The sequence below is a fragment of the Neobacillus niacini genome (assembly GCF_030817595.1).
GTDB lineage: Bacteria > Bacillota > Bacilli > Bacillales > Cytobacillaceae > Neobacillus > Neobacillus niacini_G.
Map to the genome: position 1 here is coordinate 4,585,936 of NZ_JAUSZN010000001.1, position 26,009 is coordinate 4,611,944.

At 41.7% G+C, this 26,009-nt stretch carries 28 protein-coding genes; 22 read left to right on the plus strand and 6 right to left on the minus strand.

What is annotated here, in order from left to right:
- Positions 1-70: 70 nt before the first annotated feature.
- Positions 71-793: a hypothetical protein gene (locus QFZ31_RS21825; RefSeq protein ID WP_307306812.1), complete on the minus strand. Its 723-nt coding sequence runs from the start codon at positions 791-793 to the stop codon at positions 71-73.
- A 321-nt stretch (positions 794-1,114) separates the two neighbouring features.
- Between QFZ31_RS21825 and QFZ31_RS21830 the strand changes: the two genes are divergently transcribed.
- The 3 genes from QFZ31_RS21830 (at position 1,115) to QFZ31_RS21840 (ending at position 3,117) form a co-directional block, all read left to right on the plus strand.
- Complete coding sequence (locus QFZ31_RS21830; RefSeq protein ID WP_307306816.1) at positions 1,115-1,264, plus strand: hypothetical protein; 150 nt, start codon at positions 1,115-1,117, stop codon at positions 1,262-1,264.
- Between the two features lie 148 nt (positions 1,265-1,412).
- The gene (locus tag QFZ31_RS21835) at positions 1,413-2,564 is read left to right on the plus strand and encodes an AI-2E family transporter (protein WP_307306819.1); all 1,152 of its coding nucleotides are present in this window, start codon (positions 1,413-1,415) and stop codon (positions 2,562-2,564) included.
- A gap of 76 nt (positions 2,565-2,640) precedes the next feature.
- A complete protein-coding gene (locus tag QFZ31_RS21840; RefSeq protein WP_307306821.1) occupies positions 2,641-3,117 on the plus strand; it encodes a TraR/DksA C4-type zinc finger protein in 477 nt (158 codons plus the stop codon).
- A 118-nt stretch (positions 3,118-3,235) separates the two neighbouring features.
- Here the strand turns inward: QFZ31_RS21840 and QFZ31_RS21845 are convergent, their stop codons facing one another.
- Entirely contained in the window at positions 3,236-3,505 is a 270-nt protein-coding gene (locus QFZ31_RS21845) for a hypothetical protein (RefSeq protein ID WP_179598582.1), read from the minus strand.
- Positions 3,506-3,631: 126 nt separating this feature from the next.
- Between QFZ31_RS21845 and QFZ31_RS21850 the strand changes: the two genes are divergently transcribed.
- From QFZ31_RS21850 to QFZ31_RS21875, 6 genes are all read left to right on the plus strand, one after another.
- Positions 3,632-4,564, plus strand: a complete 933-nt coding sequence (locus QFZ31_RS21850; protein WP_307306822.1) for a magnesium transporter CorA family protein — start codon at positions 3,632-3,634, stop codon at positions 4,562-4,564.
- Positions 4,565-4,735: 171 nt separating this feature from the next.
- Positions 4,736-5,092: a hypothetical protein gene (locus QFZ31_RS21855; RefSeq protein ID WP_307306825.1), complete on the plus strand. Its 357-nt coding sequence runs from the start codon at positions 4,736-4,738 to the stop codon at positions 5,090-5,092.
- A 222-nt stretch (positions 5,093-5,314) separates the two neighbouring features.
- Complete coding sequence (locus QFZ31_RS21860) at positions 5,315-5,647, plus strand: anti-sigma factor antagonist (protein WP_307306828.1); 333 nt, start codon at positions 5,315-5,317, stop codon at positions 5,645-5,647.
- Positions 5,644-6,126, plus strand: coding sequence for an anti-sigma B factor RsbW (gene rsbW / locus QFZ31_RS21865; RefSeq protein WP_307306831.1), 483 nt, complete (start codon positions 5,644-5,646; stop codon positions 6,124-6,126). The genes QFZ31_RS21860 and rsbW overlap by 4 nt, the downstream gene beginning before the upstream one ends.
- The gene (sigB, locus tag QFZ31_RS21870; protein ID WP_307306834.1) at positions 6,092-6,883 is read left to right on the plus strand and encodes an RNA polymerase sigma factor SigB; all 792 of its coding nucleotides are present in this window, start codon (positions 6,092-6,094) and stop codon (positions 6,881-6,883) included. The genes rsbW and sigB overlap by 35 nt, the downstream gene beginning before the upstream one ends.
- Before the next feature lie 78 nt (positions 6,884-6,961).
- The gene (locus QFZ31_RS21875; RefSeq protein WP_373459925.1) at positions 6,962-8,110 is read left to right on the plus strand and encodes a PP2C family protein-serine/threonine phosphatase; all 1,149 of its coding nucleotides are present in this window, start codon (positions 6,962-6,964) and stop codon (positions 8,108-8,110) included.
- Positions 8,111-8,148: 38 nt separating this feature from the next.
- On the opposite strand, the gene QFZ31_RS21880 is transcribed toward QFZ31_RS21875, so the two are convergent.
- Positions 8,149-8,619, minus strand: coding sequence for a Dps family protein (locus QFZ31_RS21880; RefSeq protein ID WP_307306838.1), 471 nt, complete (start codon positions 8,617-8,619; stop codon positions 8,149-8,151).
- A 346-nt stretch (positions 8,620-8,965) separates the two neighbouring features.
- On the opposite strand from QFZ31_RS21880, the gene QFZ31_RS21885 reads away from it, so the two are divergent.
- The 3 genes from QFZ31_RS21885 to cls all read left to right on the plus strand — a co-directional run bounded on the left by QFZ31_RS21885 (position 8,966) and on the right by cls (position 14,195).
- Positions 8,966-11,746: a CHASE3 domain-containing protein gene (locus QFZ31_RS21885; protein WP_307306842.1), complete on the plus strand. Its 2,781-nt coding sequence runs from the start codon at positions 8,966-8,968 to the stop codon at positions 11,744-11,746.
- A gap of 17 nt (positions 11,747-11,763) precedes the next feature.
- Positions 11,764-12,615 carry a CheR family methyltransferase gene (locus QFZ31_RS21890; protein ID WP_307311723.1) on the plus strand — a complete coding sequence of 284 codons (852 nt, stop codon included), beginning with the start codon at positions 11,764-11,766 and terminating at the stop codon, positions 12,613-12,615.
- A gap of 80 nt (positions 12,616-12,695) precedes the next feature.
- Positions 12,696-14,195: a cardiolipin synthase gene (cls, locus tag QFZ31_RS21895; RefSeq protein ID WP_307306843.1), complete on the plus strand. Its 1,500-nt coding sequence runs from the start codon at positions 12,696-12,698 to the stop codon at positions 14,193-14,195.
- A gap of 218 nt (positions 14,196-14,413) precedes the next feature.
- Here cls and QFZ31_RS21900 read toward each other — a convergent pair whose 3' ends face one another.
- Both QFZ31_RS21900 and QFZ31_RS21905 read right to left on the minus strand, forming a co-directional pair.
- Positions 14,414-14,665: a GlsB/YeaQ/YmgE family stress response membrane protein gene (locus QFZ31_RS21900; RefSeq protein WP_307306845.1), complete on the minus strand. Its 252-nt coding sequence runs from the start codon at positions 14,663-14,665 to the stop codon at positions 14,414-14,416.
- A 67-nt stretch (positions 14,666-14,732) separates the two neighbouring features.
- Entirely contained in the window at positions 14,733-14,942 is a 210-nt protein-coding gene (locus QFZ31_RS21905) for an IDEAL domain-containing protein (RefSeq protein WP_307306849.1), read from the minus strand.
- Positions 14,943-15,106: 164 nt separating this feature from the next.
- Between QFZ31_RS21905 and QFZ31_RS21910 the strand changes: the two genes are divergently transcribed.
- The 7 genes from QFZ31_RS21910 (at position 15,107) to QFZ31_RS21940 (ending at position 21,137) form a co-directional block, all read left to right on the plus strand.
- On the plus strand, positions 15,107-15,433 hold the full coding sequence (locus QFZ31_RS21910; protein ID WP_307306852.1) for a general stress protein: 327 nt from the start codon (positions 15,107-15,109) through the stop codon (positions 15,431-15,433).
- 37 nt (positions 15,434-15,470) lie between these two features.
- On the plus strand, positions 15,471-15,650 hold the full coding sequence (locus tag QFZ31_RS21915) for a hypothetical protein (RefSeq protein ID WP_306074526.1): 180 nt from the start codon (positions 15,471-15,473) through the stop codon (positions 15,648-15,650).
- Positions 15,651-15,864: 214 nt separating this feature from the next.
- Positions 15,865-16,119: a DUF1146 family protein gene (locus tag QFZ31_RS21920; protein ID WP_373459874.1), complete on the plus strand. Its 255-nt coding sequence runs from the start codon at positions 15,865-15,867 to the stop codon at positions 16,117-16,119.
- 293 nt (positions 16,120-16,412) lie between these two features.
- Complete coding sequence (locus QFZ31_RS21925; RefSeq protein ID WP_307306859.1) at positions 16,413-17,159, plus strand: YwmB family TATA-box binding protein; 747 nt, start codon at positions 16,413-16,415, stop codon at positions 17,157-17,159.
- A 32-nt stretch (positions 17,160-17,191) separates the two neighbouring features.
- The gene (gene murA, locus QFZ31_RS21930) at positions 17,192-18,502 is read left to right on the plus strand and encodes a UDP-N-acetylglucosamine 1-carboxyvinyltransferase (protein WP_307306861.1); all 1,311 of its coding nucleotides are present in this window, start codon (positions 17,192-17,194) and stop codon (positions 18,500-18,502) included.
- 167 nt (positions 18,503-18,669) lie between these two features.
- On the plus strand, positions 18,670-19,704 hold the full coding sequence (gene spoIID, locus QFZ31_RS21935; protein WP_307306863.1) for a stage II sporulation protein D: 1,035 nt from the start codon (positions 18,670-18,672) through the stop codon (positions 19,702-19,704).
- 878 nt (positions 19,705-20,582) lie between these two features.
- Positions 20,583-21,137, plus strand: coding sequence for a nuclease-related domain-containing protein (locus tag QFZ31_RS21940; protein WP_307306866.1), 555 nt, complete (start codon positions 20,583-20,585; stop codon positions 21,135-21,137).
- A 431-nt stretch (positions 21,138-21,568) separates the two neighbouring features.
- Here the strand turns inward: QFZ31_RS21940 and QFZ31_RS21945 are convergent, their stop codons facing one another.
- Complete coding sequence (locus QFZ31_RS21945) at positions 21,569-21,985, minus strand: VanZ family protein (RefSeq protein WP_307306869.1); 417 nt, start codon at positions 21,983-21,985, stop codon at positions 21,569-21,571.
- A gap of 120 nt (positions 21,986-22,105) precedes the next feature.
- Here QFZ31_RS21945 and QFZ31_RS21950 point away from each other — a divergent pair, with 120 nt between their 5' ends.
- The 3 genes from QFZ31_RS21950 (at position 22,106) to QFZ31_RS21960 (ending at position 26,001) form a co-directional block, all read left to right on the plus strand.
- Positions 22,106-23,008, plus strand: coding sequence for a M23 family metallopeptidase (locus QFZ31_RS21950; protein WP_307306872.1), 903 nt, complete (start codon positions 22,106-22,108; stop codon positions 23,006-23,008).
- A gap of 140 nt (positions 23,009-23,148) precedes the next feature.
- Complete coding sequence (locus tag QFZ31_RS21955; RefSeq protein WP_307306875.1) at positions 23,149-25,149, plus strand: penicillin-binding transpeptidase domain-containing protein; 2,001 nt, start codon at positions 23,149-23,151, stop codon at positions 25,147-25,149.
- An 87-nt stretch (positions 25,150-25,236) separates the two neighbouring features.
- Positions 25,237-26,001: a hypothetical protein gene (locus QFZ31_RS21960; protein ID WP_307306877.1), complete on the plus strand. Its 765-nt coding sequence runs from the start codon at positions 25,237-25,239 to the stop codon at positions 25,999-26,001.
- Positions 26,002-26,009: the final 8 nt, after the last annotated feature.

Genomic DNA, 26,009 nt, shown 5'->3' on the forward strand with positions numbered 1-26,009 from the left:
GTTAGATAACGTGTGCCTTTATGCGGTATAAGGAGTGATTTGGAATCCAGACTTGCCATTATACTGTTTATTAGTGCTCATTAACGGGCGTATGCAGGGTATTTTTTAGTTTTTCCTCCATGACTTTAATGTCATTTTTGAATAGTTTGGAAATGACGTTTTCTTCACCGAATAACAGAATCTGATCGCCTTCGTGTATTTTTGTATGATAGATATTTTTTCTAAGTTTTAATTCGCCTCTTTTGATAAACAAGACAACAAACTCTAATTGGTCATAATCTTGAATCACTTGATTGATCTGTTTTTGATAGAGGGAAGAATCTTTATAGATATGAAGATTCAGCAGCTTGTCTTGTTCTTCGGACATAAAGATGTCTCTTATTGGCAAATCACCAAGTTCAATATTCTGTTTCATGTCCTGCTTAAATACCTTTGCTAACTTCGTTTGCACAGTTTTTAGCTTTAAAATAGCAAAGATAAGGAGAACACCGCCCGCCGCAAGGAAAATATCCTTCGTTCGAAGATCCTCAGATAAAATCGTACTAATGGATGAAATGATAACAGCCAGTGAGAAGGCCCCAAATAGGATTAGAAAAGTGGCTAGTTTCCTGCGAACCGGGTGGCCTAAAATTAACTCCGACTCTCCAGTTGTAAAGCCTGTACCTGTCATTAATGAAATGACCTGAAACCTTGAAACCTCCAACTTTAAATCCGTTAACCGAAAAAGAATGACAAAAATTTCGATGACAGTAGTAATGATGATGAAATAGATGAGTAAAAAGAATAGATTCATTTTTTCACCTCTGAATCCAAAAAATTGGCTGGGGCTGCATAGCCCCAACCTTTTTATCACTGCATTTTCTTAACAGTTCGGTGACTTATTAGTTAAATACCCGATAACTGTCGCCTTAAACTGTTTTTAAGAAAAAAGAAAAGGCTCGATAGATTACGAGTATTTCAAAACGGTTAAATAGAGAAAAAGGAGTTTTAGATTGGTTATTAAGTGGTACATCATAAACATGGGTTATAAGTTCACTGGATGACGAGTGGAATGTACGTATCAGATTTTCTACGAGCTTCTTTTCTTGAAATGAGATGTAAAGGAGGACTTTATATGAAACGAGTTTTATCGATGAAAGGACTTTTAACGGTTTTAGGAATGGGAGTATCGGTCGCGAAGTGGTTTGCGTATAAACCCAATAGAATGAAAGTAAAAAATATACTTGGAAAATTGAACATTACACCTTCGTTTAATAAGAAATAAACATTCTGATAGAGATAAGGAAGTCAAAAGACATGCGGTGCTCCGCATGTCTTTTTGTAAAATCAGCTATTTTTGTAAATGTAGGATTAGCTTTATGAAAGAACGGGTATTTATTCGTAAAGGGTTTTGCTAATTGGAGGTGAGGAACATGCTGCACACGAGGGCATTTCGATTTGGTTACGGTCTTTTGCTTATTTTTTTAATTATTTTTGTCGCAATGAAAATTGATTTTATTTTCCAACCTGTCTTTTTACTTGCCCAAACACTGTTTTTCCCCTTCTTGTTGTCCGGGGTGCTTTATTACTTGTTTCGCCCGCTGGTGAATTATCTTCAATTAAAAAATATTCCCAGAACATTTTCTATCCTGTTGATCTATTTACTATTCGGTCTATTAATCTCATTATTAATCTTTCTTGGCGGACCTGTTCTGAAAGAGCAAATGAAAAGTTTCGTCGATAGCACGCCTCAACTTATGGAGGCGATACCGGAGAAATTGACTGAGCTTGAGCAGAGTAAATGGTTCAATCAGTTACAGGAAAATGACAGTGTTGATGTAGAAAAGGCTTCCGAAGCGATTACTAAGTCGGTTTCTTCAAGTCTTTCTACAATTGGAACAAATTTTATGAATATTATTGGGGTACTTGCAAGTATTGTAATCATCTTTACGACTGTTCCGTTTATTCTCTATTACATGTTAAAAGAAGGCGAAAAGGCGCCTTTGTATATTCTCCGTTTATTGCCAGTGAGGCAGCAGAAAAATGGACGAAAAATATTAGCTGATTTAGATGAAGCGCTCAGTTCGTATATTCAAGGCCAAGTTCTTGTTAGTTTTTGTATAGGTGTCATGCTTTTTATTGGGTATTTGCTTATTGACCTTGACTACTCCCTTCTTGTTGCGATTTTTGCCATGTTTACAAATGTCATCCCGTTTATCGGTCCGATTCTTGCGATTATTCCTGCAATGATTATTGCGTCGATCGATTCACCGATGATGGTGGTAAAAGTCCTCATGGTTATGATTGTCGTCCAACAGATTGAGGGACACATTATTTCACCTCAAGTGATGGGGAAAAGGCTAGAAATCCATCCGCTCACGATCATATCCTTGTTACTTGCAGCAGGACGTATAGGAGGGGTTCTCGGGTTAATCATCGCGGTTCCCGTGTATGCGGTCATTAAGGTAATTGCCCACCATAGCTACCGGTTATGGAAGCTGAGAAAAGAGAAATCGATCGAGGAAAAAATCATCAAGGGGGAAAACAAAGATGAAACAAAGTCATATAATGACGCCATTTTTTAACTGGATGTGGCTAGAAAGTTTCATGTTTATACATGAACGGGTAAATAACAGGAAAGAAGTATGGGAGGGAAAATAAATGTTATCAAAAGAAGAGCTGAGCTATTTTAAGAAAAAGTTACTACAACTGAAAGAAGAAACCATTCAAATGGTAGAAACCAATGAGCCTTTATCGTTCGAGGATTACGGTGAATTAACCAGCTATGATAATCATTTTGCCGATACGGCCACACAATTGGAAGAACGAGAAAGACAAAGGGTTTTGCATGAGACAGCAAACAATCTCCTCGAAGAAGTGAATGAGGCGTTGGAGCGGATTAAAACAGGTTCTTTTGGCGTTTGTGTCGATACTGGAGAACCGATTCCCTATGAAAGGCTAAAAGCTCTGCCGTATGCCAAACGAACGGTAGAGGCGCAAAAAGAGCAGGAGAAAGAGAGAATGGTAAGCCCTCCGGAGGATCCGTCTTTTTTAACCCCAGAGGAAGATGTAAGAGGAGATAAGCGGATTCAAACCGTAGATGAATTGATCAGCGTGCATGGTAACTCATCTTCCTAAAATTTATTGGAAATGTCTTCTTTTCGAGTGAAAGGAAGACATTTTTACGTTGAAAGGAATTGCTAGTCGAAGAGGAAATAAAAAGGGCTGGGGTTCTAGGACCCCAGCCGCTGCTCGATTATTGAATTTTCTCATTGTAAAATTGAACGGAATATTGTGCTCCCTCACTCACCATATCATTATCGGGAAAGTCCTTCGGGTGAGGATTTCCGCCCTTATCAATCGGAAGCTGCTCCGACTTGGCGTATACGTTCGGTTTCACCTTACGTTTCAAGTCTCTTAGCATACTTTCAGCTTTAATTCGGTTAGGTTTGTTTGATAGCCATACTGCTGACGCTCCAATTCCTACTGCTACCAGCGAGCTCATACTTAGGACTTTATTCATCATTAAAACCTCCTTAGAATGTGGACTTGTTTTGTACATACCCGTTTCATTTCACACTTAAACATTTTTTTACGTTTGGTTTACTCTTTTTAGGGGAATCAAAGGATTGGTATGGAAGGAGGTAGTAGTATGGAGAAAAATATCAATTTTGATCAATGGAAATGGGTTCAATTAACTAAAAATGAGCTGAATGCGGTATGGGATAAGGAAACACTGCTATCAAGCTGGTTAATGAGCGTTCGGAAAAATAACAACAATTGCGTAAAAGTGCACGGGATGATCGATGGCGAAAGAGTCGTGAATGGGTCGCTTATTTATCGCCAAAATGTCGATGAGGAAGAAGACCATCGAATTTTTCATTTCTATCTAACCTGCAATACATTATTTACCGTTGATTTAGAGTTTACCTCTTTTAAAGAACTTTCCCCAGAAGTCATGCTGCGGCAGCTTAATAAAGCGGAGAATGCGGTAGATGGCTTTTTATTTTTGTTAGGGGAACTGGTTAATGACTTACTGGGCGAGATTGACCAGTTTGAGGAGTCACTCTATAAGCTGATGTGGGGTGTTAAAAAGAGGAATGAAATGCGGATTTTGGAACATGTCTTTCATCAGCGGCATGAACTGTTGGTTTGTAAAAATCTGTTGATTCCGATTCAGGAGCTGAAGATGGCAATAGATGAAACGAATTTTCCTGCAGTTAATAACGGAGAGATTTTTATCCGGACCTGCAAACGGATTGACCGGGCTAATGTGTTGTTGAGGGAGTATGAGGAGGAGTTAGATTCGATTATTCATTTGGAAGAGGTGATTTCCTCTCATCGAGGCAATGAAATTATGAAAACCTTAACAGTTCTGACGATTATTTTTACCCCGATAATGGCGTTGGGGGCGCTGTGGGGAATGAATTTTAAACATATGCCTGAGCTCGGATGGAGATATGGTTACCTTGTTGCTATTATTTCGATTGTCGTGTCGACAGCTCTGCTATATGGATACTTAAAAACCAAGGGCTGGACAGGGGATCTTTTAAAAGGGAAAAAGAAAGGTTCCTTTTTTCATTGAAAAAGGTTTGATCGTTGTCCTATCGGGAATAACACTATCAAGGTTAGAAACTAGCTAACCTCATCATCACGATAAATAGAAGGAGGGTGGTTGAAGTATGTGGTTGCATGTTCGGTAAGACCAGCAGGAATGAAAAACAGCAATCTGAAAAAATAAAAGGAGGAAACCATCATGGGTAAAAATTATGTAGATGAAAAAGAAATAGAATCATTGAGACGTAAGGATGAAAATGAATTTACGGACAGTTTTGAAAAAGAACCTACGGGTTATACCGATGGTCAAGATCCTCAGGTGAAGCAGGAGCTCCCTGGCGATGAAATTGTGGAAGATATAAGAGAGCTTTCACGTCAGCAGGGGCAAAGAGATGGCGATCCAACCTTTTTAAGCGGTGAAAATGTCCAGCAAGAGAATAATAGGCAGAGATATGGTGATTCGATATCCAAGAATGCTGATAATGAATTTCAACAAAGGGATGGAGATTCGGACTCCGAATCGCAGAATAAAAGTAACAATCAAAATCGTTACTAATCCTTAATCGGCCATACACTACCTTTACTATATATAAGAGGCTTGCACAAATGGTGCAGGCCTTTTTCTTGTATCCGATACACAACTATTTTCATAGGGATTTGTGTCTATTCGTAAGTTTTCCTAATTCTGGTATAATGCTAGAAAAATATTTTTTTAAAAATAGGTTTAGTTTTTTTTATAAAGGGTATGTAAACAGTAAATATTTTTAGAGGTGATAACATGAAAGTAAATATAGAAAAGCACGAGGATGATAAGGAAATATACGTGAGTGTTAGTGGAGAAATTGATGCGTATACGGCGCCGAAGCTCAGGGAAGAGTTACTGCCTCTTACGGAGGGCAAGAATAATGTGATTACCGTGAATCTAAAGGATGTCTCCTACTTAGACAGTACCGGACTTGGCGTGTTCGTAGGGATGTTTAAGCAGTTAAACAAAAATGATGGGGAACTAAAGCTGGTGGAGTTATCCGACCGGCTGAAGCGTCTGTTTAACATTACTGGTTTAAGTCATATTATGAGTATTTCTGACAATGCAGAGGATGTGGGACGATGAAACAAGTGATGGATTATGTTGAAATGAAGATTCCAGCCAAACCAGAATATGTAGGTGTGATTCGATTAACGATTTCAGGGATAGCGAGCCGCATGGGTTATACATATGAGGAGATTGAGGATATTAAAATTGCTGTAAGTGAAGCTTGCACCAACGCGGTACAGCATGCCTATCCGGAAAACGTGGCCGGAGAGGTGATTATCGGCTTCGGTATTTACGAGGATAAGTTAGAAACTATGGTAGCTGACAGCGGTCAAAGCTTTAATTTTTTACAAACAAAAGAAGAACTAGGCCCTTATACAGAGTCAAGTACAGTCGACCAATTGACAGAGGGAGGGTTAGGTCTGTATCTGATCGAAACGCTCATGGATGAAGTCCGTGTTCTGAATCGTTCCGGAGTAACGGTCTTCATGGTGAAGTACCTAGGCGAGGAGCGTGAAAATCATGACAAAGCCACCTCAGACCGTGAAACGAACTAAGGAAGATATATATGCGTTGATTCAGGATTTTCAGGAGAACGAGAGCGAGCTCGCCCAAATACAGTTAGTAGAGCAGTACACCAATCTGATTGGAAGCATTGCCAGAAAATATTCAAAAGGTCGGAATTTGCATGAAGATATCGTGCAGGTAGGGATGATTGGATTATTATCGAGCATTAGAAGGTTCGATCCTAGTACAGGGAACCCATTTGAGGCGTATTTAATTCCGATGGTAATTGGTGAAATTAAACGATTTTTAAGGGACAAGACGTGGGATGTTCATGTACCGCGGCGAATAAAAGAGACGTGGCCAAAATTAAATGGAGCAGTGGACGAGCTGACCAATCGCTATCAACGCTCACCAAAGATTTATGAGATTGCTGAGTATTTAGGGATTTCTGAAGAGGAAGTACTCGAAACAATGGAATTAGGAAAAGGGTATCAAACCGCCTCTGTGGACCAAACAATTGAGACCGGTTCTGACGGCAGCGGGGTTACAGCGTTAGATGTGATCGGATCAGAAGACAAAGGTTTTGAAAGAGTCGACCAGCAGCTGCTCGTGGAGAGCGCCCTTCATGTGTTGGACGATAGGGAGAAGCAAATTATTCAGTGGACGTTTATCGATAACAAGAGTCAGCGCGAGGTGGGGGAATTCCTAGGGATTTCGCAAATGCATGTATCTCGTCTGCAAAAAAAGGCGATCGAAAAATTGCGGAAGGTTCTTGCTAGCAACCCCCAAAAAGACGATTCGACCTAATAGAATACCTGACCCTTAACGGTTTGATATCGGGTGTCAGGTATCATCTTGTACGAAAGGGGGCGAAGCCAAATGCCAATGAAGATTGTCATAGTAGATGATAATAAAACAAATCTAATGATTGTCGAGAAAATCCTAAGGAAAGCTGGCTATAATAGGTTGCTAAAGCTGACATCTGCAGCAGAGTTATATCAGTATTTACAGCTTGATTCACCTAATCCCGGCGAAGTGCCGGTAGACTTAATTTTAATGGATATGATGATGCCGGAAATTGATGGAATTGAAGCCTGCCGGACAGTTTTGGCCAATGAACGGTATTCCGACCTGCCGATTATTTTTGTTACGGCGATGGGAGATTCCAATAAAATGGCCGAGGCAATGGACGCGGGAGCCCTCGATTATGTGATGAAACCGATTAATAAAGTCGAACTCCTCGCCCGGATACGTTCCGTTCTAAGATTAAAGCAAGAAAAAGACTTGCGGAAGGAACGGGACAGACGAATTGAATATGAACTCGATTTGGCTCGGCAGGTGCAAAGAAGTATGCTCAGCGGTCCGCTTCAGGAAAAAGATATCACGATTTCCTCTGTGTACAGGCCGACCTTTGAGCTTGCAGGCGACTTCTATGCTTGGTATCAGATTAGCCCGAATCAATATGGAGTCATTCTTCTTGATATGATGGGTCATGGGATTTCATCCTCCCTTGTAGGGATGTACATCTATTCCGCGTTAAAAGATACGATTACTGGAATCGCTGACCCGGAAAAGGTCATGAAGGAACTGAACAGGAGAATGAATCAGCTCCATACCCCTGATAGTTTGATGAACTACTATTTCACAGCGATTTACTTTGTCCTCGATACGAAAAAACAAACCATTGAGTACGTTAATGCGGGTCATCCTGAAGGGATTGCCATTGTGGATCAAGAGGTGAAACTTTTAACAGAAGGGTCATGTGCGATCGGTTTTTTTGAGGAGATTCAAGTTACCAAGGGGGTCATTCCTTATACGGAAGCGGCACGTATTCTACTGTTTACGGATGGGTTATCGGAATGGATGGAGGACAAATATGAAAATGCGACGGATATGTTGATTGGTGCTTTGGAAGCAGAGGATATGCAGGATCCTGCGGCGTTACTTCATCAACTGCAGCCAGGCTGGGAGCTCATAAACCCTCCAAAAGACGATATGTGTCTCGTCTTAATTTCTACAAATGCCCCATCATAAAAGGGTGTCAGCTGATTGGCTGACACCCCCGTTATGTTTTATTCGTTGCCCAGGTAAGCTTCAAACATCCATCTATGCTTTTCTAATGAAGTACGAATGTGTACTAGTAAATCTTCTGTAGGCTGGTCCTCATTTTCTTCGGCCAGGGCGATACCTTCTGTCAACTCAGTACAAATCATTTCAAAATCATCAGCCAATGATTGGACCATCTGCTTGGCGTCTTCATCACCTGTTGCTTCTTTTAGTGTGGTAAGTTCCAGGATCTCCGTAAGAGTTGCGACCGGCAATGCTCCTTGTGCGAGCATTCTTTCGGCAATTGTATCCAGATGCAATGCCGCTTCCTTGTAAAGTTCCTCAAATTTAAGGTGCAGGGTGAAGAAGTTCTCGCCCTTCACGTACCAGTGGAAATGGTGCAGCTTCATATGAAGAACGGAAAAGTTCGCCACCTGCCTGTTGAGCGAATCTGTTAACGTTGTGTTTTTCGATTTTGTTTTAGTAGATGTTGCCATTGATTATTCCTCCTCTATATATGTGGTGTACTTATTACATACCCAGGTTTACTAGTTTTGAAACTATTTTCCTTGAAGGATAAGTAGATTTGCTGTTTACAGGATTGATGAGGGACAAATCGTGCCAAGCAGATTGGAGATATGTCCTTCATGAGGGTAATGAAGGACAAATCATGCCAAGCGAATTGGAGAAATGTCCTTCATAAGCGTGATGAAGGACAAATCATAGCAAGCGGCTTAGAGAAATGTCCTTCATAAAGGTTGGGACAAAATCCCCATTGGGTGAGAATGCTAGAAACGATATGATAGAGTTATCCATTTTTTTTACAAAGGGGGAAAGCAGAGAATGAAGGGATTACATTTCAACATCCACACGAAAATTATCGCAGGCTATTTATTCATTTTGGTTTGCTTAGTCGTCTCCCTGTTAATTGTCATGAATCGGATGTCGGCCATGCAAAAAGAGGTCGATTTCGTAACGCAGCATGATATGGAGGTTCACAATTTAGCAAATCAAATACAAAAAAATGTATTAGATATAGAAACGGGCATGAGAGGGTATGTCATTACCGGCAATGAGGAGTACCTCGAGCCCTACAATACAGCCAGCAAGAACTGGCTCGACAACTACAATAAACTCCTTTCCCTGCTTGCGGACAACGGGGCACAGAAGCGAAATTTAGAAGAAATAAAACCGCTGATACTAAGCTGGATCAACGGTTCTGCAGAATATGTCGTAAATCAAAAAAAGGTAAATAACCAGTCGGCATTAGATGAGCATTTTAACAAGAATAAGGGTAAAAAAATGACAGATGAGCTCCGGGCACATTTTGATTCCTTCCTTGAACATCAAAGGGATCTGACAAAGCAGCGTGTAGAGAAGCTGAATCAGGAAAATAACAATTTAAAAATCACGTTGTATGGACTAATCATCATGGTGACGTTGGTTACGATTGCAACGGCCATATTCCTGTCTAATTCGATTGTAAAAACAATCAAGCTGGTTGTCCGGACGATTAAAAGTGTTACCGATTCAAATGAGACTGAGGTAGACCTCTCCACCAGAATTGAGGTCAGCACACATGATGAGACCCGTGAACTCGCCGAAGCGATGAACGAGCTTCTCAGCAATCTGGAGAAACAGAATTGGGTTCAGAGAAGCGTTGCGGAAATCTCGACAATGTACCAGGGAATGACGGACCTGACTGAATTGACACATGCCTTTATCACCAAGCTGGCCCCGATGCTGGAGGCGGTCTATGGCGTTGTGTACCTGCGCAGGAAACAAGGCAGCGAAGTTCGTTACGTGAAAGAGGCCGGTTATGCCATGGTCTCAGAGGAAAGGGCAGCGGCGAGTTTCCGGTTAGGAGAAGGGTTAATTGGCCAGGCGGCAATGGATAAAAGAATCTTCCTAATTGATAAGCTGCCAGATGACCATTTTAAAGTCACATCGGGGTTAGGGGAATCTTCTCCGCGAAATCTTTTGGTTGCACCGATTATGGTCGACGGAAGGGTAGAAGCGGTGGTTGAATTTGCTGCGTTCCAGCCGTTTAAGGCTCGGCACCTTACCTTATTGGATCTGCTTCAGGATAAGTTCGGGTCCGCGATCACCAATGTGGCAGGACGGATGGAAGTGGAAAGGCTGCTAGGGGAATCACAGGTGTTAACCGAAGAACTCCAGGCGCAATCAGAGGAACTGCAAGCCCAATCGGAAGAGTTGCAAATGCAGCAGGAACAGCTGCGGATTACCAATGAATATTTAGAAGAACAGAAGCAATTCGCTGAACAAAGGGCGTTTGACTTGAAAAAAGCTAAGGATGAGCTGGAGGACTATTCACGGAAACTGCAGTTGAGCTCGCAGTATAAAACGGATTTTCTCGCGAATATGTCACACGAGCTGCGCACGCCATTAAATAGTATTCTGATACTTTCACAAATGCTGATGGAAACGGAGGGGGACATGGACAACTCAGAAGTGAAGGAATCCTCACGGGTCATCTACACGGCCGGAAGTGATTTGCTGCGCTTGATTGATGATATTCTCGACTTATCAAAAATTGAAGCAGGTAAAATTGAAATTTTAACAGATGAAGTCAATGTGACGGAAATTCCACAAATGATGAAGAGCATGTTTGATCCCGTTGCAACCAAAAAGAATCTAACCTTTGAGGTGATGACCGCGGCAGATGTACCTTCCGTGATTACGACGGACGGGCAGCGGTTGCAGCAAATTTGGAAAAATCTATTGTCCAATGCCTTTAAATTTACGGAACGGGGTTCTGTAACAGTAAAAATTGTATGTGCGGAACCAGAAGAGGTTCGGAAACTCTTGCCAGAATTGGATGAGGAAGAAATGGTACTGGCCATCTCCGTTACAGATACAGGTATCGGAATCGCTCAGGAGAAGCAGCAAATAATCTTCGAAGCGTTTCAACAAGTGGATGGTACGACCAATCGGCTATTTGGCGGGACTGGTTTAGGGTTATCGATATGCCGTGAATTTACCCGTTTACTTGGCGGTGCGATCACGGTTCAGAGCGAGCCTGAAAAGGGTAGTACGTTTACGCTGTATATCCCTGGCAGCCTGGAGGCAGCCGAGTATCACCTTCAACTTGAACAACTGGCACTAGAAGAGGTAGCGGCAAGTGTGAGCGAGTTTGCAGATGAACACCAGCCGGTCAGCGAAGAAACAGACACGAGCCTGGTGGTGGAAGCGGAGGCTTCTGACGACCAGTTGTTTAAAGGAAAGAAAGTGCTGTTGGTAGAGGATGACCGAAGAAACATTTTTGCACTTGTTACCGCCCTGGAGAAAAAGGGTGTGAAGGTTCAAGTGGCGGAGAACGGGAAGCGGGCCATTGAATTTATTCAGGAACAGGCTGATTTTGACCTCGTTTTCATGGATATCATGATGCCTGTGATGGGGGGCTATGAAGCCATGAAGGTCATCAGGCAGGACTTGGAGATGGAAAGACTGCCAATTATTGCGTTGACAGCCAAGGCAATGAAGGGTGAACGTGATAAGTGCATGGAGGCGGGTGCTTCCGATTATATTATGAAACCATTAAATATCAATCAGCTATTCTCGTTAATGCGGGTGTGGCTGACCGAGCAGGTGAGTCAAGTTTGAATGAAGCAACCAAGGAAATCGTAACAGACATCAATCAGCTAGAGCCAACTGAGCTTCAGGAAATCGAAATCAAATTGCTGCTTGAGGGATTATATCAAATGTATGGATATGACTTCCGAGGCTATGTCAGGGGTTCCATTTGCCGAAGGATCCTAAACCGGATGAAGGCGGAGAGGCTTCCAACCATTACGGCATTATTGGAAAAGGTGCTCCATGAACCAGGAGTGTTGGAGCGTCTATTGAATGACTTTTCCATCCGGATGACGGAAATGTACCGAGATCCTAGTTTTTTTGCGGCATTTCGGAACGAAGTGGTGCCTCTCTTACGGGAGCTTCCTGAAATCCGAATTTGGCATGCGGGCTGTGCGACAGGTGAAGAGGTTTATTCCATGGCGATCCTGCTCCAGGAGGAGGGGCTTTGGGAGAAAACGAGAATCTACGCAACCGATATGAATGATAAAGCCCTAACCGCCGCACAAAAGGGAGCATTTCCGCTGAAAAAGATGCAGCAATATACGAAAAATTACTTAAAATCCGGTGGAAAGATGGCGTTTTCTGAATACTATACCACGGACCATCAGTTTGCTTATTTTTCACCCAGCTTGAACGAGAACCTCATTTTTGCCCAGCACAATTTGGTGAGTGACAGCTCGTTTAATGAATTTCATGTAATAATATGCCGCAATGTCATGATTTATTTTGATAACACCCTGCAGCAGCAAGTACATGGTCTGTTTTATGACAGCCTGGCCGAAGGCGGATTCATTGGACTGGGAAGTAAAGAATCGCTTCTCGGTACGCCGAAGGGTATGAAATATGTAGAATTCAATTCTAGTGAAAAGATTTATCGCAAAAAAGTAGATGCCTGAGCTGAGCCAGGCATCTTTTTTATGTTTGATAGGGTTGTTGAGAGGGTATTTCAATTTAAAAAGACTGTGAGGGGAACTGGATGAAAATAAGAATCGAGATTTTCTTTGTCATAATTATGTTTTTCTTCTGCTGGATGGTTCTTTTTACAAGATTCCCTGTTTGGTGGAAAGCAATAGTTATCAGTTTGTACGCAGGTATTATTTTAAGCACGGTGGCGAGGTTATGGCTTCAAAATCGGCCAGTGGCGAAAACGCTGTTATGGACATGTCTGTTAATTTTTGTACCTGTATTAGGTTATTTTTTCTATATCTATACAGGCCAATTACTCTTTAAAGGGGCCCTTTTTAAAAGCAAGCGTGCAAGCGACCGTGAGCTGTTCGAGACACTCGGTAAAAACAAGCGGCCAGTTGAGGTGCCGGCCATGCTTATAAACCATCAACGAGGTTTTGTCAACTATCTCGAACGGGTGACCCTAACAAATCAAAGCCAGAATACGAGGACCAAAATTTTAAAAAACGGCGAGAAAACCTTTGAAGAGGTGAAAAGGCGGTTGAAAGAAGCCAAAGTCTTTATTCATTTAGAGTATTATATATTTCGTTATGACCGGCTGGGCCAGGAGCTGATGGAGATTTTGACCGAGAAAGTACAGGAAGGAGTGGAGGTCCGGCTGATTTACGACGCGTTCGGAAGCTTCGCACTTTCCGAACAGGATAAAAGGAAAATGGCCGACTCTGGGATTCAAATTCACCCTTTCCTGCCGCTGAAGTTCGGATGGTTTACGCAAAAGTTCAATTTCCGTAATCATCGAAAAATCATTGTCATTGACGGAAAAATTGGCTTTGTCGGCGGCTTGAATGTGGGAGTAGAGTATCTTGGTGAAGATGATAGGTTTGGGTTTTGGTGTGATACGCATGTTTTGCTGGAAGGAGAAGCAGTCCAGACATTACATGCCGTTTTTTTATTAGATTGGAAGTATGTCTGCGGAGATACGTTGTTTGAAGATCCACGTTACCTGAAGCCCGCGCCAGTAGATGGGGATGGTCTCGTCCACGTAGTCGCTAGTGGACCGGAAACCAGGGACATGGGCGATCATTTTTATGCGATGATCACGAGCGCAACAGAATCGATTTGGATTGCGACACCGTACTTTATTCCGAATCGGGCAATTATGACTGCACTGCGGGTAGCCGCAAAAAAGGGCATTCAAGTGCGACTTATGGTGCCTGAGAGCAATGATGGTTTTCTAACCCAATATGCCACTCAATCCTACTTTCCTGAGCTTCTTCGTGCAGGAGTTGAACTCTACACCTACCAAAAAGGCTTCTTACATAAAAAAGTAATTATTGTTGATGGAGACATGGCCACGATTGGAACAGCGAATATGGATCTGCGCAGTTTTCACTTGAATTTTGAGGTTAATCTATTCTTATCAGGCTCAGGCAGCATCCACGACCTTGTTACCCATTTTGAAGAAGACCTGAAAGAATGTAGGCGGATAAGGCCGGTTGCTTTTTACAAAAGAGGTTTCGGCGTAAAATGGAAGGAGTCCTTTGCCCGGCTGTTTTCGGGTTTGCTGTAATATGGTCCAGAGACACCTTAACGGGTGTCTTTTTAGGTAATTGGGGGAGATAAACTTTTGTAAATTCGCTTACCCGCCTAAATTCATTTTTATCTGCATATATCGGTTGTTTATCGTCCTAACAAACTAAGCCCACCAATTTTTGATGTACCTCATTGGATGATTCTAAACAGTAAAAAAGAAGACTGCAGCATTTGCAGTCTTCTCTTCATTCTATATTATGCTTTTCGTCTGATCATTCGTAACACAACGCTCAGGATTAGTACAAAGACAATGGCACCGAGGAGGGCTGGTAAGATGTAAAATCCTCCAATGACAGGTCCCCATCCACCTAAAATAGAACCAATCCAGGCACCGATAAACCCTGCAATGATATTTCCAATCACACCGCCCGGAACATCACGCCCCAGAATCAATCCTGCTAACCAACCGATAATTCCTCCAATAAGTAATGACCAAATAAATCCCATGAAAATCTCTCCTTTCTATTTTTCATTGAGCTTGGTTGTTAAATACCCCTAATTTCAGCAGCTAAACTTAAAAATGAAAAAACTTATCACGATTTTGTTCGAGTTGTCCCTTTAATCTGTTTTGAGGGTTGTTCATAAGCGATCCCAAATAACGCTGACATACCTTTAATTCGTAAGACAATTGAATGAAGCCCTCCCGATCCCGGTTATCCAGACATTGATCAATTTTTTGTTTTAACAAACTAATCTTTGTAATTAACTCTGCCTTTTTCCTCATCTTATCCCTCCCATAATCCTTTTTAAATAACTAAAAGTTAAGTACCCCAATCTCTCTTAATTCAAACTTTTTTAAAAAATAGGTTTGGTTGAGGAAAGATGCGGATATATAACGGGTACAAGCTGACACATCAGCTGAGATATTACTTATGAGGAGGAATGAATATGGAAAACGTAAAAATTGTAGAAAATGGACTCGAGGCTAAAAGGGAAATCGCTCATTTCATGATGGAGGGTTTTACAAAGGATCAAATTTATTTATTCGCACATGATGAAAATCGGTCTGAACATCTCACAGATGCATTGAACATAAGCGCTGTAGGTGTTGGGGAGCAAGGATTTTTTGAATCAATTACCAACGTATTTCGTTCGCGAGGGGATGAACTTCGTAAAAAGTTAGAGTCACTAGGGTTATCTAAATCAGCAGCGGAGCGTTGTGAAGAACAAATGGATGATGGAAAAGTCGTTGTTGTTGCAACTGTATTGGCTTAAATCTTGTAACTATAAAAAATAATGAGGTGTGATAATCATGAAAAAGTCGAATCAGTGTGTTGAGAAATTAAAAGGTATGCGTAAACGAGCCAGACATAAAAACAGCGACAGCCAGTCATTCATGCAATACTTTAAAAATCCAATCATTCATAAGGAGATCCACGGGGACAGAGTTTACGTTCCGTTAAGAATCAGCAGGATTTGGAATGGAATCTAAACGTTTCATATACTTATTAACTGCCTAAACACTGATTGTACACACACAAGCAGTGTTTAGGCAGTTAATGCGTTAAAAATCTGCTATAATAAGAACGAAACTTTTAGGGACTTCATCCGTCAGTATGGTATGCACCAATTTATGCATAAAGGCGTTTTTTTGCATAAATGGTGACAGGCACCGAAAGAGGCACCAATCCTAAAGGAGGGGTTTGATGGAGAATTTTGGAGAAGTTGCGTTGTTGAGTATTTTTTCGCATCTGGTGTTTATTGCGTTGGCGTGGTGGGCGCTGCAGTCGATTCGCTTAGATAAGCTGCTGAAACCGAATCATGTTTTCCAGGCGCGATTACTGTATATATTATTAGCAATTATCATTGGATCTTCGGTTAGTAATTTTTTCCTGGACTATCTTTCATGGTCAAGACAGCTGCCATTAATTTTACAATACATACAACTGGTAAAAATTTAGGTCTTCGTACATGTATCTTTTTTGACAAAAATTGAGTACAATTCTCTTTGTGTGAAAAAAAGTGCAATCTTCAAGAAAAAGTTAACAACTTAGAAAATAGATGGATATATAGTTAAGCAAATTAAAATGACTTCACGAGAGTAACGAAATGCAAAAACTTGAACCTATCTGACGCAGGAATTGAGTTTTTTTAAAAAATCTTCTGCTTCAAAAAGCTTGTCCAAAAGTGTCGACATTTCCCAAGTATGCTATCCCTCCCCTTGGTAACAATGGTAGTAAGGGGGAGAGTAGAGATGAAGAGAAAAACAAAGGTACTTTTTAGCATAAGTTTGATGATGATGGTTGGTTTGATAGCGGTGCTTGGCAGTCGGTTGGCGGCAGCCAGCAGTGAGCAGGATTTGGTAAAAATCGCTGACGCTTTTCAAACAGAAGATATTTTGCTCGAAGAATGGTCGTTTTATGCACGGGAGCATTTGGTTGACCTGACTACAGAGAAAGAAGTGCAGGAATATGTTAAGGAGCTTCAGCAAAAGTTTCCTGATTGGGATTGGTCCACAAAAGAGACCAGCGACAAATGGGAAGTAACAGCAGTATCTCCAACTTCTAAACACCACACAGAAATGCTTCAAATTATGGCCACCCACACAAAACAACCTGTTAATGCGTATATAGTATATAGGGTCAGCGGTAACGAGTGGAATAAGGAGATGGAGTCCTTTTTCACGAAGGATCAAGTCAAAAATAGGCTTTCAGACATATTTCGAGGAAATCCAACAGTTTTCTCTGGTATGAAGGGCAGCATCAGTGATAAGATGGATAAAGCTGTTCCGACAATCGCAAGTGATTTAATGGAAATTTTTGATGCGAAAGAAATCGAAGCGTTAAAAGAGGAGAATTTCATGTCTGTATCGGCGAACTCGCCAATGTTTTCAGACTCCATAGCGCGGGACATGAATTTACAAATTGGGATACGCTCCGAAGGATTGGGCAAAAAGACTACCATTGTAGTTGGCACACCAATCATTACGATTGAATATTAATATAGAGAAAATGGACGCGGAGGGGAATACTCTTGGAAAAGATCATCGTCCGCGGCGGACAAAGGCTAAATGGAACCGTAAAAGTAGAAGGTGCAAAAAATGCGGTCCTGCCTGTACTCGCTGCCACATTATTAGCAAGTGACGGAAAAAGTGTAATTCGTGATGTACCTACACTCTCCGATGTATACACAATTAATGAAGTATTGCGCAACTTGAATGCAGAGGTTGCCTTTGACAATAATACAGTTGTCGTTGATGCATCTAGAGTGTTGAAAGAAGAAGCGCCGTTTGAATATGTTCGTAAAATGCGTGCATCTGTCCTCGTGATGGGTTCACTATTAGCGCGCAACGGCCGTGCACGTGTGGCACTGCCAGGCGGATGTGCGATTGGTTCTAGACCGATTGACCAGCATCTTAAAGGTTTTGAAGCAATGGGCGCAAAGGTTAAGGTTGGCAATGGATTTATCGAAGCAGAGGTTGACGGCCGCTTAAAGGGAGCAAAGATTTACTTGGATTTCCCAAGTGTCGGTGCAACCGAAAATATTATGATGGCTGCAACGTTAGCTAAGGGAACAACTATCATAGAGAACGTAGCAAAGGAACCTGAAATCGTGGACCTAGCGAACTTCTTGAATAAAATGGGGGCAAATGTCCGAGGCGCAGGCACGGGCACTCTTCGTATTGAAGGTGTGGATGTACTGTTTGGTGCTGACCACAACATCATTCCTGACCGTATCGAAGCAGGAACCTTTATGGTTGCTAGTGCGATTACAGGCGGAAATGTATTGGTACAAGGTGCAGTTCCGGAACACCTTTCTTCTTTAATTGCAAAAATGGAAGAAATGGGCGTGACGATTATCGAAGAAGGTGAAGGCGTCCGCGTCATCGGTCCTGAAAAGCTTAAAGCTGTGGATATTAAAACAATGCCGCATCCTGGCTTCCCAACGGATATGCAATCACAAATGATGGCCCTATTGCTTCGTGCAGAAGGCACATCGATGATTACAGAAACGGTTTTCGAAAACCGCTTCATGCATGTTGAGGAATTCCGCCGGATGAATGCCGATATTAAGATTGAAGGACGTTCTGTTATTTTAAACGGACCTTCTAACTTACAAGGTGCAGAAGTTACTTCAACCGATCTTCGTGCAGCAGCTGCTTTGATTTTAACAGGGTTGGTTTCTGAAGGTAATACACGCGTAACAGAATTAAAACATTTAGACCGTGGTTACGTAAACTTCCATGGAAAATTAGCTTCATTAGGCGCTGATATTGAACGCGTGAAGGAAGCAGAGGAAGTTTTTCCTGAAGTGACAAGTTATATTACAGATTTAAATGCTTAATATTATGAGCCGAAGAGAATATCTCTTCGGTTTTATTATATTTATATGTGTTTTTTAGAAAATTCAGTCATCTTTTTTTAGTCATAAATGCTTGTCCGCCTCCATATGATGGAATGAGAAAGCAGCCCAGGTTGGGGTGCGCAAATTTCATAATTGGAGGCTCCTACATGAAAAAATTCAAACCACTCATCCTACTAGCGTCATTCTTATTTGCCCTCACCCTGCTCATTCCGGCGGTTCTAGTGTTGCCATTTGGAGATGGGAAGGTCAGCGGCAAATTAGGTGAAGACCTATCCAACAAGGCCCCAAATAACGAAACTGCAAACAATTCGACAGCAGACGCTGCAGTAGAAGTAGCAGTCTACCGCTCCACTAAAGGGCAAATCGATAACGTTCCACTAGAAGATTATCTTGTTGGGGTGGTTGCAGCTGAAATGCCGGTTGAGTTCAAGGAGGAAGCCTTGAAGGCTCAAGCTCTGACAGCGAGGACTTATATCGTTAAAAAAATGCTCAGCAAAGACAATGTCGATGTTCCTGAAGGTGCACAGGTAACGGACACCCAGCTCCATCAGGTCTATCTTAGCGAAGCGGAAATGAGAAATAACTGGGGAATGGAATTTGAATCGAATTATGCCAAAATCCTTTCAGCTGTCCGCGCTACAAGCGGTCAAATCTTAACCTATGACGGTCAAGCAATCGACGCCTCCTTCTTCTCGACCAGTAATGGCTATACGGAAAACTCTGAGGACTACTGGAATAATGAAATGCCATACCTGCGCAGCGTATCAAGCCCATGGGACAAAAAATCTCCGAAATTCAATTCTGTTAAGGAAGTCACCGTCAAACAATTCGAAGCGGCACTTGGAGTCAAGGTGGGAGCAAGCGGGACGATTGGAAAAATTGTTGAGCGAACTGCCGGCAAACGGGTCGCGAAAGTCGATTTCAGCGGCAAGGTCCTGACCGGAAAAGAAATTCGTGAAAAATTGGATTTACGCTCATCGGATTTTGACTGGGAACGGAAAGGAAACAGCATTGTGATTACCACCCGCGGCTTCGGACACGGCGTAGGCATGAGCCAGTACGGCGCAAACGGCATGGCTGCCGATGGGAAGGACTATCAAGAGATCGTGAAGCACTACTACCAGGGAGTTGAAGTGACTTCGGCGGATAGTATGTTGGCGACGATAACCGCGCAGAAATAAGTATTGGGAGAGTCAGGCCTTGTGGGTCTGGCTTTTTTGTTTGGGTGGGCGGGCAGGCAGGCACATAAAGTGGTTGATATGGCACGTATATTTAGGAAACGGCACATAAACTAAAAACTTGGCACGTAAATTCCAGAATCGGCACGAAAGCGGGATTTTCCTATAAAAGGTCATTTATTTTTAGACCTAGGTCAATGGACAAGGTAAAGAAATCGCCTCGAACTTGTTTATAATCCAATTACAATGACCTGAGCCCGGCATTCGCCAGGCTTTTTGTTGAGTTTGGCACGTAATACAGGATTTTGGCACGTAAAATTAGGAAACGGCACATAAACTAAAAACTTGGCAAGTAAATTCCAGAATCGGCACGAAAGCGGGATTTTCCTATAAAAGGTCATTTGTTTTTTAGACCTAGGTCAATGGACAAGGTAAAGAAATCGCCTCGAACTTGTTTATAATCCAATTACAATGACTTGAGCCCGGCATTCGCCAGGCTTTTTGTTGAGTTTGGCACGTAATACAGGATTTTGGCACGTAAAATTAGGAAACGGCACATAAACAAAAAATTTGGCACGTAAATTCCAGAATCGTCACGAAAGCGGGATTTTCCTATAAAAGGTCGTTTATTTTTAGACCAAGGTCAATGGACAAGGTAAACAAATCGCCTCGAACTTGTTTATAATCCAATTACAATGACCTGAGCCCGTCATTCGCCAGGCTTTTTAGTGAGTTTGGCGCGTAAAACAGGATTTTGGCACGTAAATCCCAAAAAAGGCACGTATCCAACCAATGCTCATAAATCTGACACAAGTTTAAGCAGGATTCATTGCTAGATTAGCTGAATTAGTTAGAAAACAGAAAGGATGATGCAATTGATCATGAAAGATTGCAAGCCAACATTAAGAATGGAAAAGTTTGAGGCGCTTTTAAGGAGTGTAGTGGATAATCATTGGCAAAGGTACGAAATTTTAACTCAATATAACAACTGGCTGTTAGGTTTTCGAGGGGAAGAGTCGGTTATGTTCTACTTGGACCTTGTTTCAAATGAAGATTATAGGATTTATCATGATATCCGTCTTCCATTAGGAAAATATTTTTTCCAAATTGATATTCTTCTTATATGTCCCCGTTTCATACTCGTAATAGAAGTTAAAAACAGATCAAAAGATTGGCATTTTGCCAAGCTGCTCAATCAGGTAACCATCGAGGGTAAACGGACCAAAAATCCAATCCTCCAAGCAAAAGTGCAATCGATAAAGCTAAAACGCTGGTTGACAGAACACCATTTTACCGATATTCCAATCCTTTATCTTTTTGTAAATAGTAATGAAAAATCCAAAATACATATCGATTATGACCATAAATACAGTAGAAGTGTTTGTAACAGCGAGCAATTGATTGAGAAAATCGAGCAAATTGAAAAACAATTATAGAAGCGAAATCGTAGAGGAAAAGGAAATAAGAAAAATGAATCGACTTCTATTAGCAAAAAACACCCCAGATAACCCTGACCTTTTGCAACACTTCAAGCTGACCTCCGAAGACCTTAAAACAGGTGTCCATTGCCACGATACAAAATGTAGCTCTGCTGTGATGAGATATCATGCAGGAACATGGACCTGCCCCGTATGCAAAATGAAATCCAAAACGGCCCACCACCAAAAAATTTACGATTATTTCCTTCTCATTAAACCTTCTATTACGAACGCAGAGGCACGCAAACTTCTACAAATCAAATCCCGAAAAATAATTCATAAATTGATTACGGCCATGAATCTACCATGTACAGGGAAGTTCAAAGGCCGAGTCTACCACCAACCGACAACAAATTAAAAAACCACCGCGAACCCCGCAGTGGCTACAATTACAATTTCCTCACGAACCCAAGCACCTTCCCTAACCTCACAAATCGACCTTTAAACAGCGCACCGCGAATAAAATAGAAGCACACTAGGATTCCGGTGACGTCTTTTACGAGGTCAAACCAGGACGCCGAGCGGTAGGCGTAGAAGGATTGGTGGATCTCGTCTGTAAGTCCGTAAAGCCCCGCTATGACGGCACAGAGCACGTTTAGCCCCATGGTGAACGGACCACGCCTCGTAAGGAAGGCCAAAACTAGCAATACATATAAAATCGCGAACTCTATTAAATGCAGAGATTCTTTTATAAAGTGGTCAATCTCTGAATCCGGAAGCTCGACGAAGTGATTGGATGGCAGGCTCGACATAATCCAAATTGCCGTCATATAGGCAATGGGAAGCAGTCGTAAAACGTATTTCAAAAAATTTTCCTCCTTTATGCATAAAAAAATATGGTTTATCAAAAAATAAGTTGAAAAAATTTTTTCACTAGTGTATATAATTCTACTTATCTGTTCAGAATGATTGCTGAGGTGATGAAAATGAGAGAGGAAGAAAACAAACGATCTTCTCAAAGTTCCAGTGTTACACGCTTTTTCAAAAAGCGTTGGGTATTTCCAGCCATTTATATTGCAAGTGCAGCAATCATTCTGACAGCAGTTCTTTGGTATCAAAGCGGCGACAACGCAACAGACAAGTACGGCTACGAGTCTTCAGACCTAACTGGTAAGAAGAACGATGCTCCGGCACTTGAAGTAAACTCGAGCTTAGAGAACTTAAAAATGCCTGTGAAAGATCCTATGACTGCAGTAGTCAAAATGGAATTCTATGATTTCAATGCAAGTGAAGAAAAACAGGAAGCAGCATTAGTATTTTACAACAATACCTATGTTCCGCATACTGGTGTTGACTTCACATCCAAAGATGGCGAAACATTCGAAGTAGTATCTGCCCTAAGTGGAACAGTATCGAGAGTAGAAGAAGACGCAACCCTTGGTAATGTCATTGAAATTGAACACGATAAAGGTATTGTAACACAATATCAATCAGTTCAAGACGTGAAGGTTGAGGTTGGCGAAAAGGTAAAGCAAGGACAAGTTCTTGCCATGGCTGGACAAAGCTTGTTTGATGAAGAATCTGGAACGCATGTACATTTTGAAATCCGTAAAGATGGTGTAGCAGTGAATCCTACTAAGTTTTTCAATAAACCAGTAAGTGATTTACATGACGCAAATACAACGGAGCAAAAATCAGTAGATGATGCAAAGCAACAAATGATAGAAGAACCAACTGGTGACGAAGAAGCTCCGGCAAAAGAGGAAACTCCTTCTAAAGAAGAAGCTCCATCTAAAAAGGAAGCTCCATCAAAAGATGAAACTCCTTCAGATGAAGGAACACCATCCGATGACAATTCTTCTGAGTCCACAGAAAAAACAAACTCTTAATCGTAACAAAGGGGAAAGGGGAATCTACCTTCCTCTTTTTTTTGTCTTAAAAAATCAACCTCAGGATCTTAACTACAATCCTAACTAAAAACAACCTTTACCTAAATATGTTAAAATGGGTATTAAAGGGGGGAGTTTTTTTGAAAAAAATCATTAGGCTGCTGTTCATGGCAGCACTATTTGTAATCGTGGCAGCTGGCTGCAGCAAGGAGCCGACGCCTCAGGACCGATTTGATGCCTACATAAAGCTTTGGAATGAACAAAAGTTTGATAAGATGTATGATTACCTCACAGAGGGTTCCAAAGAGGTCATTTCGAAGGAAGACTTCACGAACCGCTATCAAAAAATCTACGATGACCTGCAAATTAAAGACCTCAAGATAACCTTCGATAAACCGGGCGAAGAAGAAGAGCTGGCAAAGGATGAAGACACTGTCAATTATGATTTTTCTGCATCGATGAATAGTATTGCAGGAGAAATCCAATTTACACACAAAGCTAAGATGAAAAAAGAAGAACGAGACAAAAAGAATAATTGGTATGTCGATTGGAACACGACCTATATTTTTCCTCAATTGAAGGATGGCGACAAGATTGGCATCAGTAATACAACGCCAACACGCGGGCAAATTTTTGACCGTGCTGGCAATGGATTGGCTGTGAATGGACAGGTATATGAAGTCGGAGTGGTCCCAGGGAAGCTTGAGGGACAGAAGGAGCCTGTTATTCAGCAGCTTTCCAGCCTGTTAAAAATGACACCAGAGCAAATTGAGAAGGCGATTACCGCCAGCTGGGTGAAGCCGGATTTGTTTGTACCGTTAAAGAAGGTATCGATGGACGATACGGAGCGTATCGCTCAATTAGTGGCCTTAGAACCTGTACAAACAAAAAAAGTGGGGGCGCGCATTTATCCCTATAGGGAGGCCGCAGCACATTTGATTGGCTATGTTGGCTCGATTACCGCGGAAGAGCTCGAAAAGCTTAAGGATAAGGGTTATACAAGCACAGATTTCATTGGAAAAAGAGGGCTTGAGGAAGTTTTTGACGAACAGCTGAAAGGGAAAAGCGGCGTTAAAATTACCATTAAGAAACCTGATGGCAGTACGGAAACACTTGCTGAAAAGGCAGTTGAAAATGGTCAGGATATAAAGCTTACCATTGATATTAATTTACAGAACAGCCTATATGCAGAGCTTGTTGGTGAGGCAGGCGCAGGAGCGGCGATAGACCCTGTAACAGGTGAGACACTGGCGCTTGTCAGCTCGCCATCATTTGACCCAAATCAAGCCACTCTGGGCTTCTCAAGTGACGAGTGGAAACAGCTTCAGGAAAACCCGCAAAAGCCGATGACAACCAGGTTTAATAAGGCATTTGCACCGGGTTCCGTGTTTAAGCCGCTTACTGCGTCTATCGGGCTAAAGAATAACATTATTACCCCGGAGCAAACGATGGATATTAAGGGATTAAAATGGCAAAAGGGTGCTTCATGGGGCAATTATTATGTAACGAGAGTTCACGAAGCTAATCCTGTTAATTTAGAAAAAGCAATGGTGTTCTCGGATAATATTTATTTTGCACAGACGGCGCTAGGAATTGGCAAAGACACACTCACTGCTGGGTTGAAGGAATTCGGCTTTGAAGAAGAGTCAGATTATCCGTTCCCGCTTGAAAAATCAACCATAGGTAATTTGGATAAAGAAATTGCCTTAGCAGACTCCGGCTACGGTCAGGGACAAATTCAAATGAGTATCGTTCATTTAATGCAGACCTATACTCCATTTGTGAACGGTGGCAATATGATTAAACCAAGTCTGATCCTAGACACTGAAAAAAGTGAAAAGCAAGTCGTTTCATCTGAAATCGCTACAACACTTTCATCGCAGTTAAGAAAGGTCGTCGGTGACTCGGAAGGTACGGCGCATTCTGCTGAAATGGCAGACTACCCACTCGCAGGTAAAACCGGTACCGCTGAAATCAAACAAAAGCAAGGCGAAAAAGGGACGGAGAACGGCTGGTTCATTGCCTACAACTCCAACTCACCTAGTTTGATGGTCGCAATGATGGTCGAAAATGTTCTGGATCGCGGCGGTTCGCAGATTCCAGTGAAAAAAGTAAAAAATGTCTTTATGAAACTCAAGTAACAGAAACCAGTCATTGGTTTCTGTTTTTTTTAGGATATTTGGACCAAATAAAAGCAAAAATAACATTTAAAAGACGGGAGAACTAAATTGAGCCAATATCCTCAAGCCCGAAGACAAAGGGCGCACTTATCACAATTTACAACCACTGTTTTTTACCCAAGGAACCCTTGGGTTGTGGCCTTTTTTTCATTTTCTTACCCAGGATTCGGCCATTTATTGCTTCATCGTTATGTTGCTGGATTTATCCTCATCCTTTGGGAAACCTTTATTAATCAAAGTGCAAAAATAAATCTTGGAATATTTTATACGTTAACAGGTGATTTTTCGAAAGCGATGGATGTGATAGACGAGCAATGGCTGATGGTTTATGTGGCAATTTATATGTTTGGAATTTGGGATGGTTACCGGCAGACAGTAGACATGAATAAGCAATACATTTTAGCAGACCGAGAGGACGCACCATTGCAGCCGATTGCCATGGGTGCATGGGATATAAACTTTCTAGATAAACGAAAACCCTGGGTCGCGGTTCTGTGGTCGGTGTTGTTTCCAGGCCTAGGGCATTTATATATTCATAAAGTTATTGTCGGATTTTTTATCTTTGCCTACACGGTGCTAATCCTGTATTTTGGGCATCTGCCACAGGCTATTCACCTTACCATGATAGGAGATTTTGATGTAGCTAAACAAATTTTACACATGCAGTGGGCCATGTATTTACCTTCTATCTATTTTTTTATCCATTATGACGCTTACGTCGGAGCTATTGATTACAATATTTTATTTGAAAAAGAAATGAAAAAATTTTTACGAGAAAATTACCAAAAGAAAGACTTCAAATTTCCTTTTTAAGAAGTGGG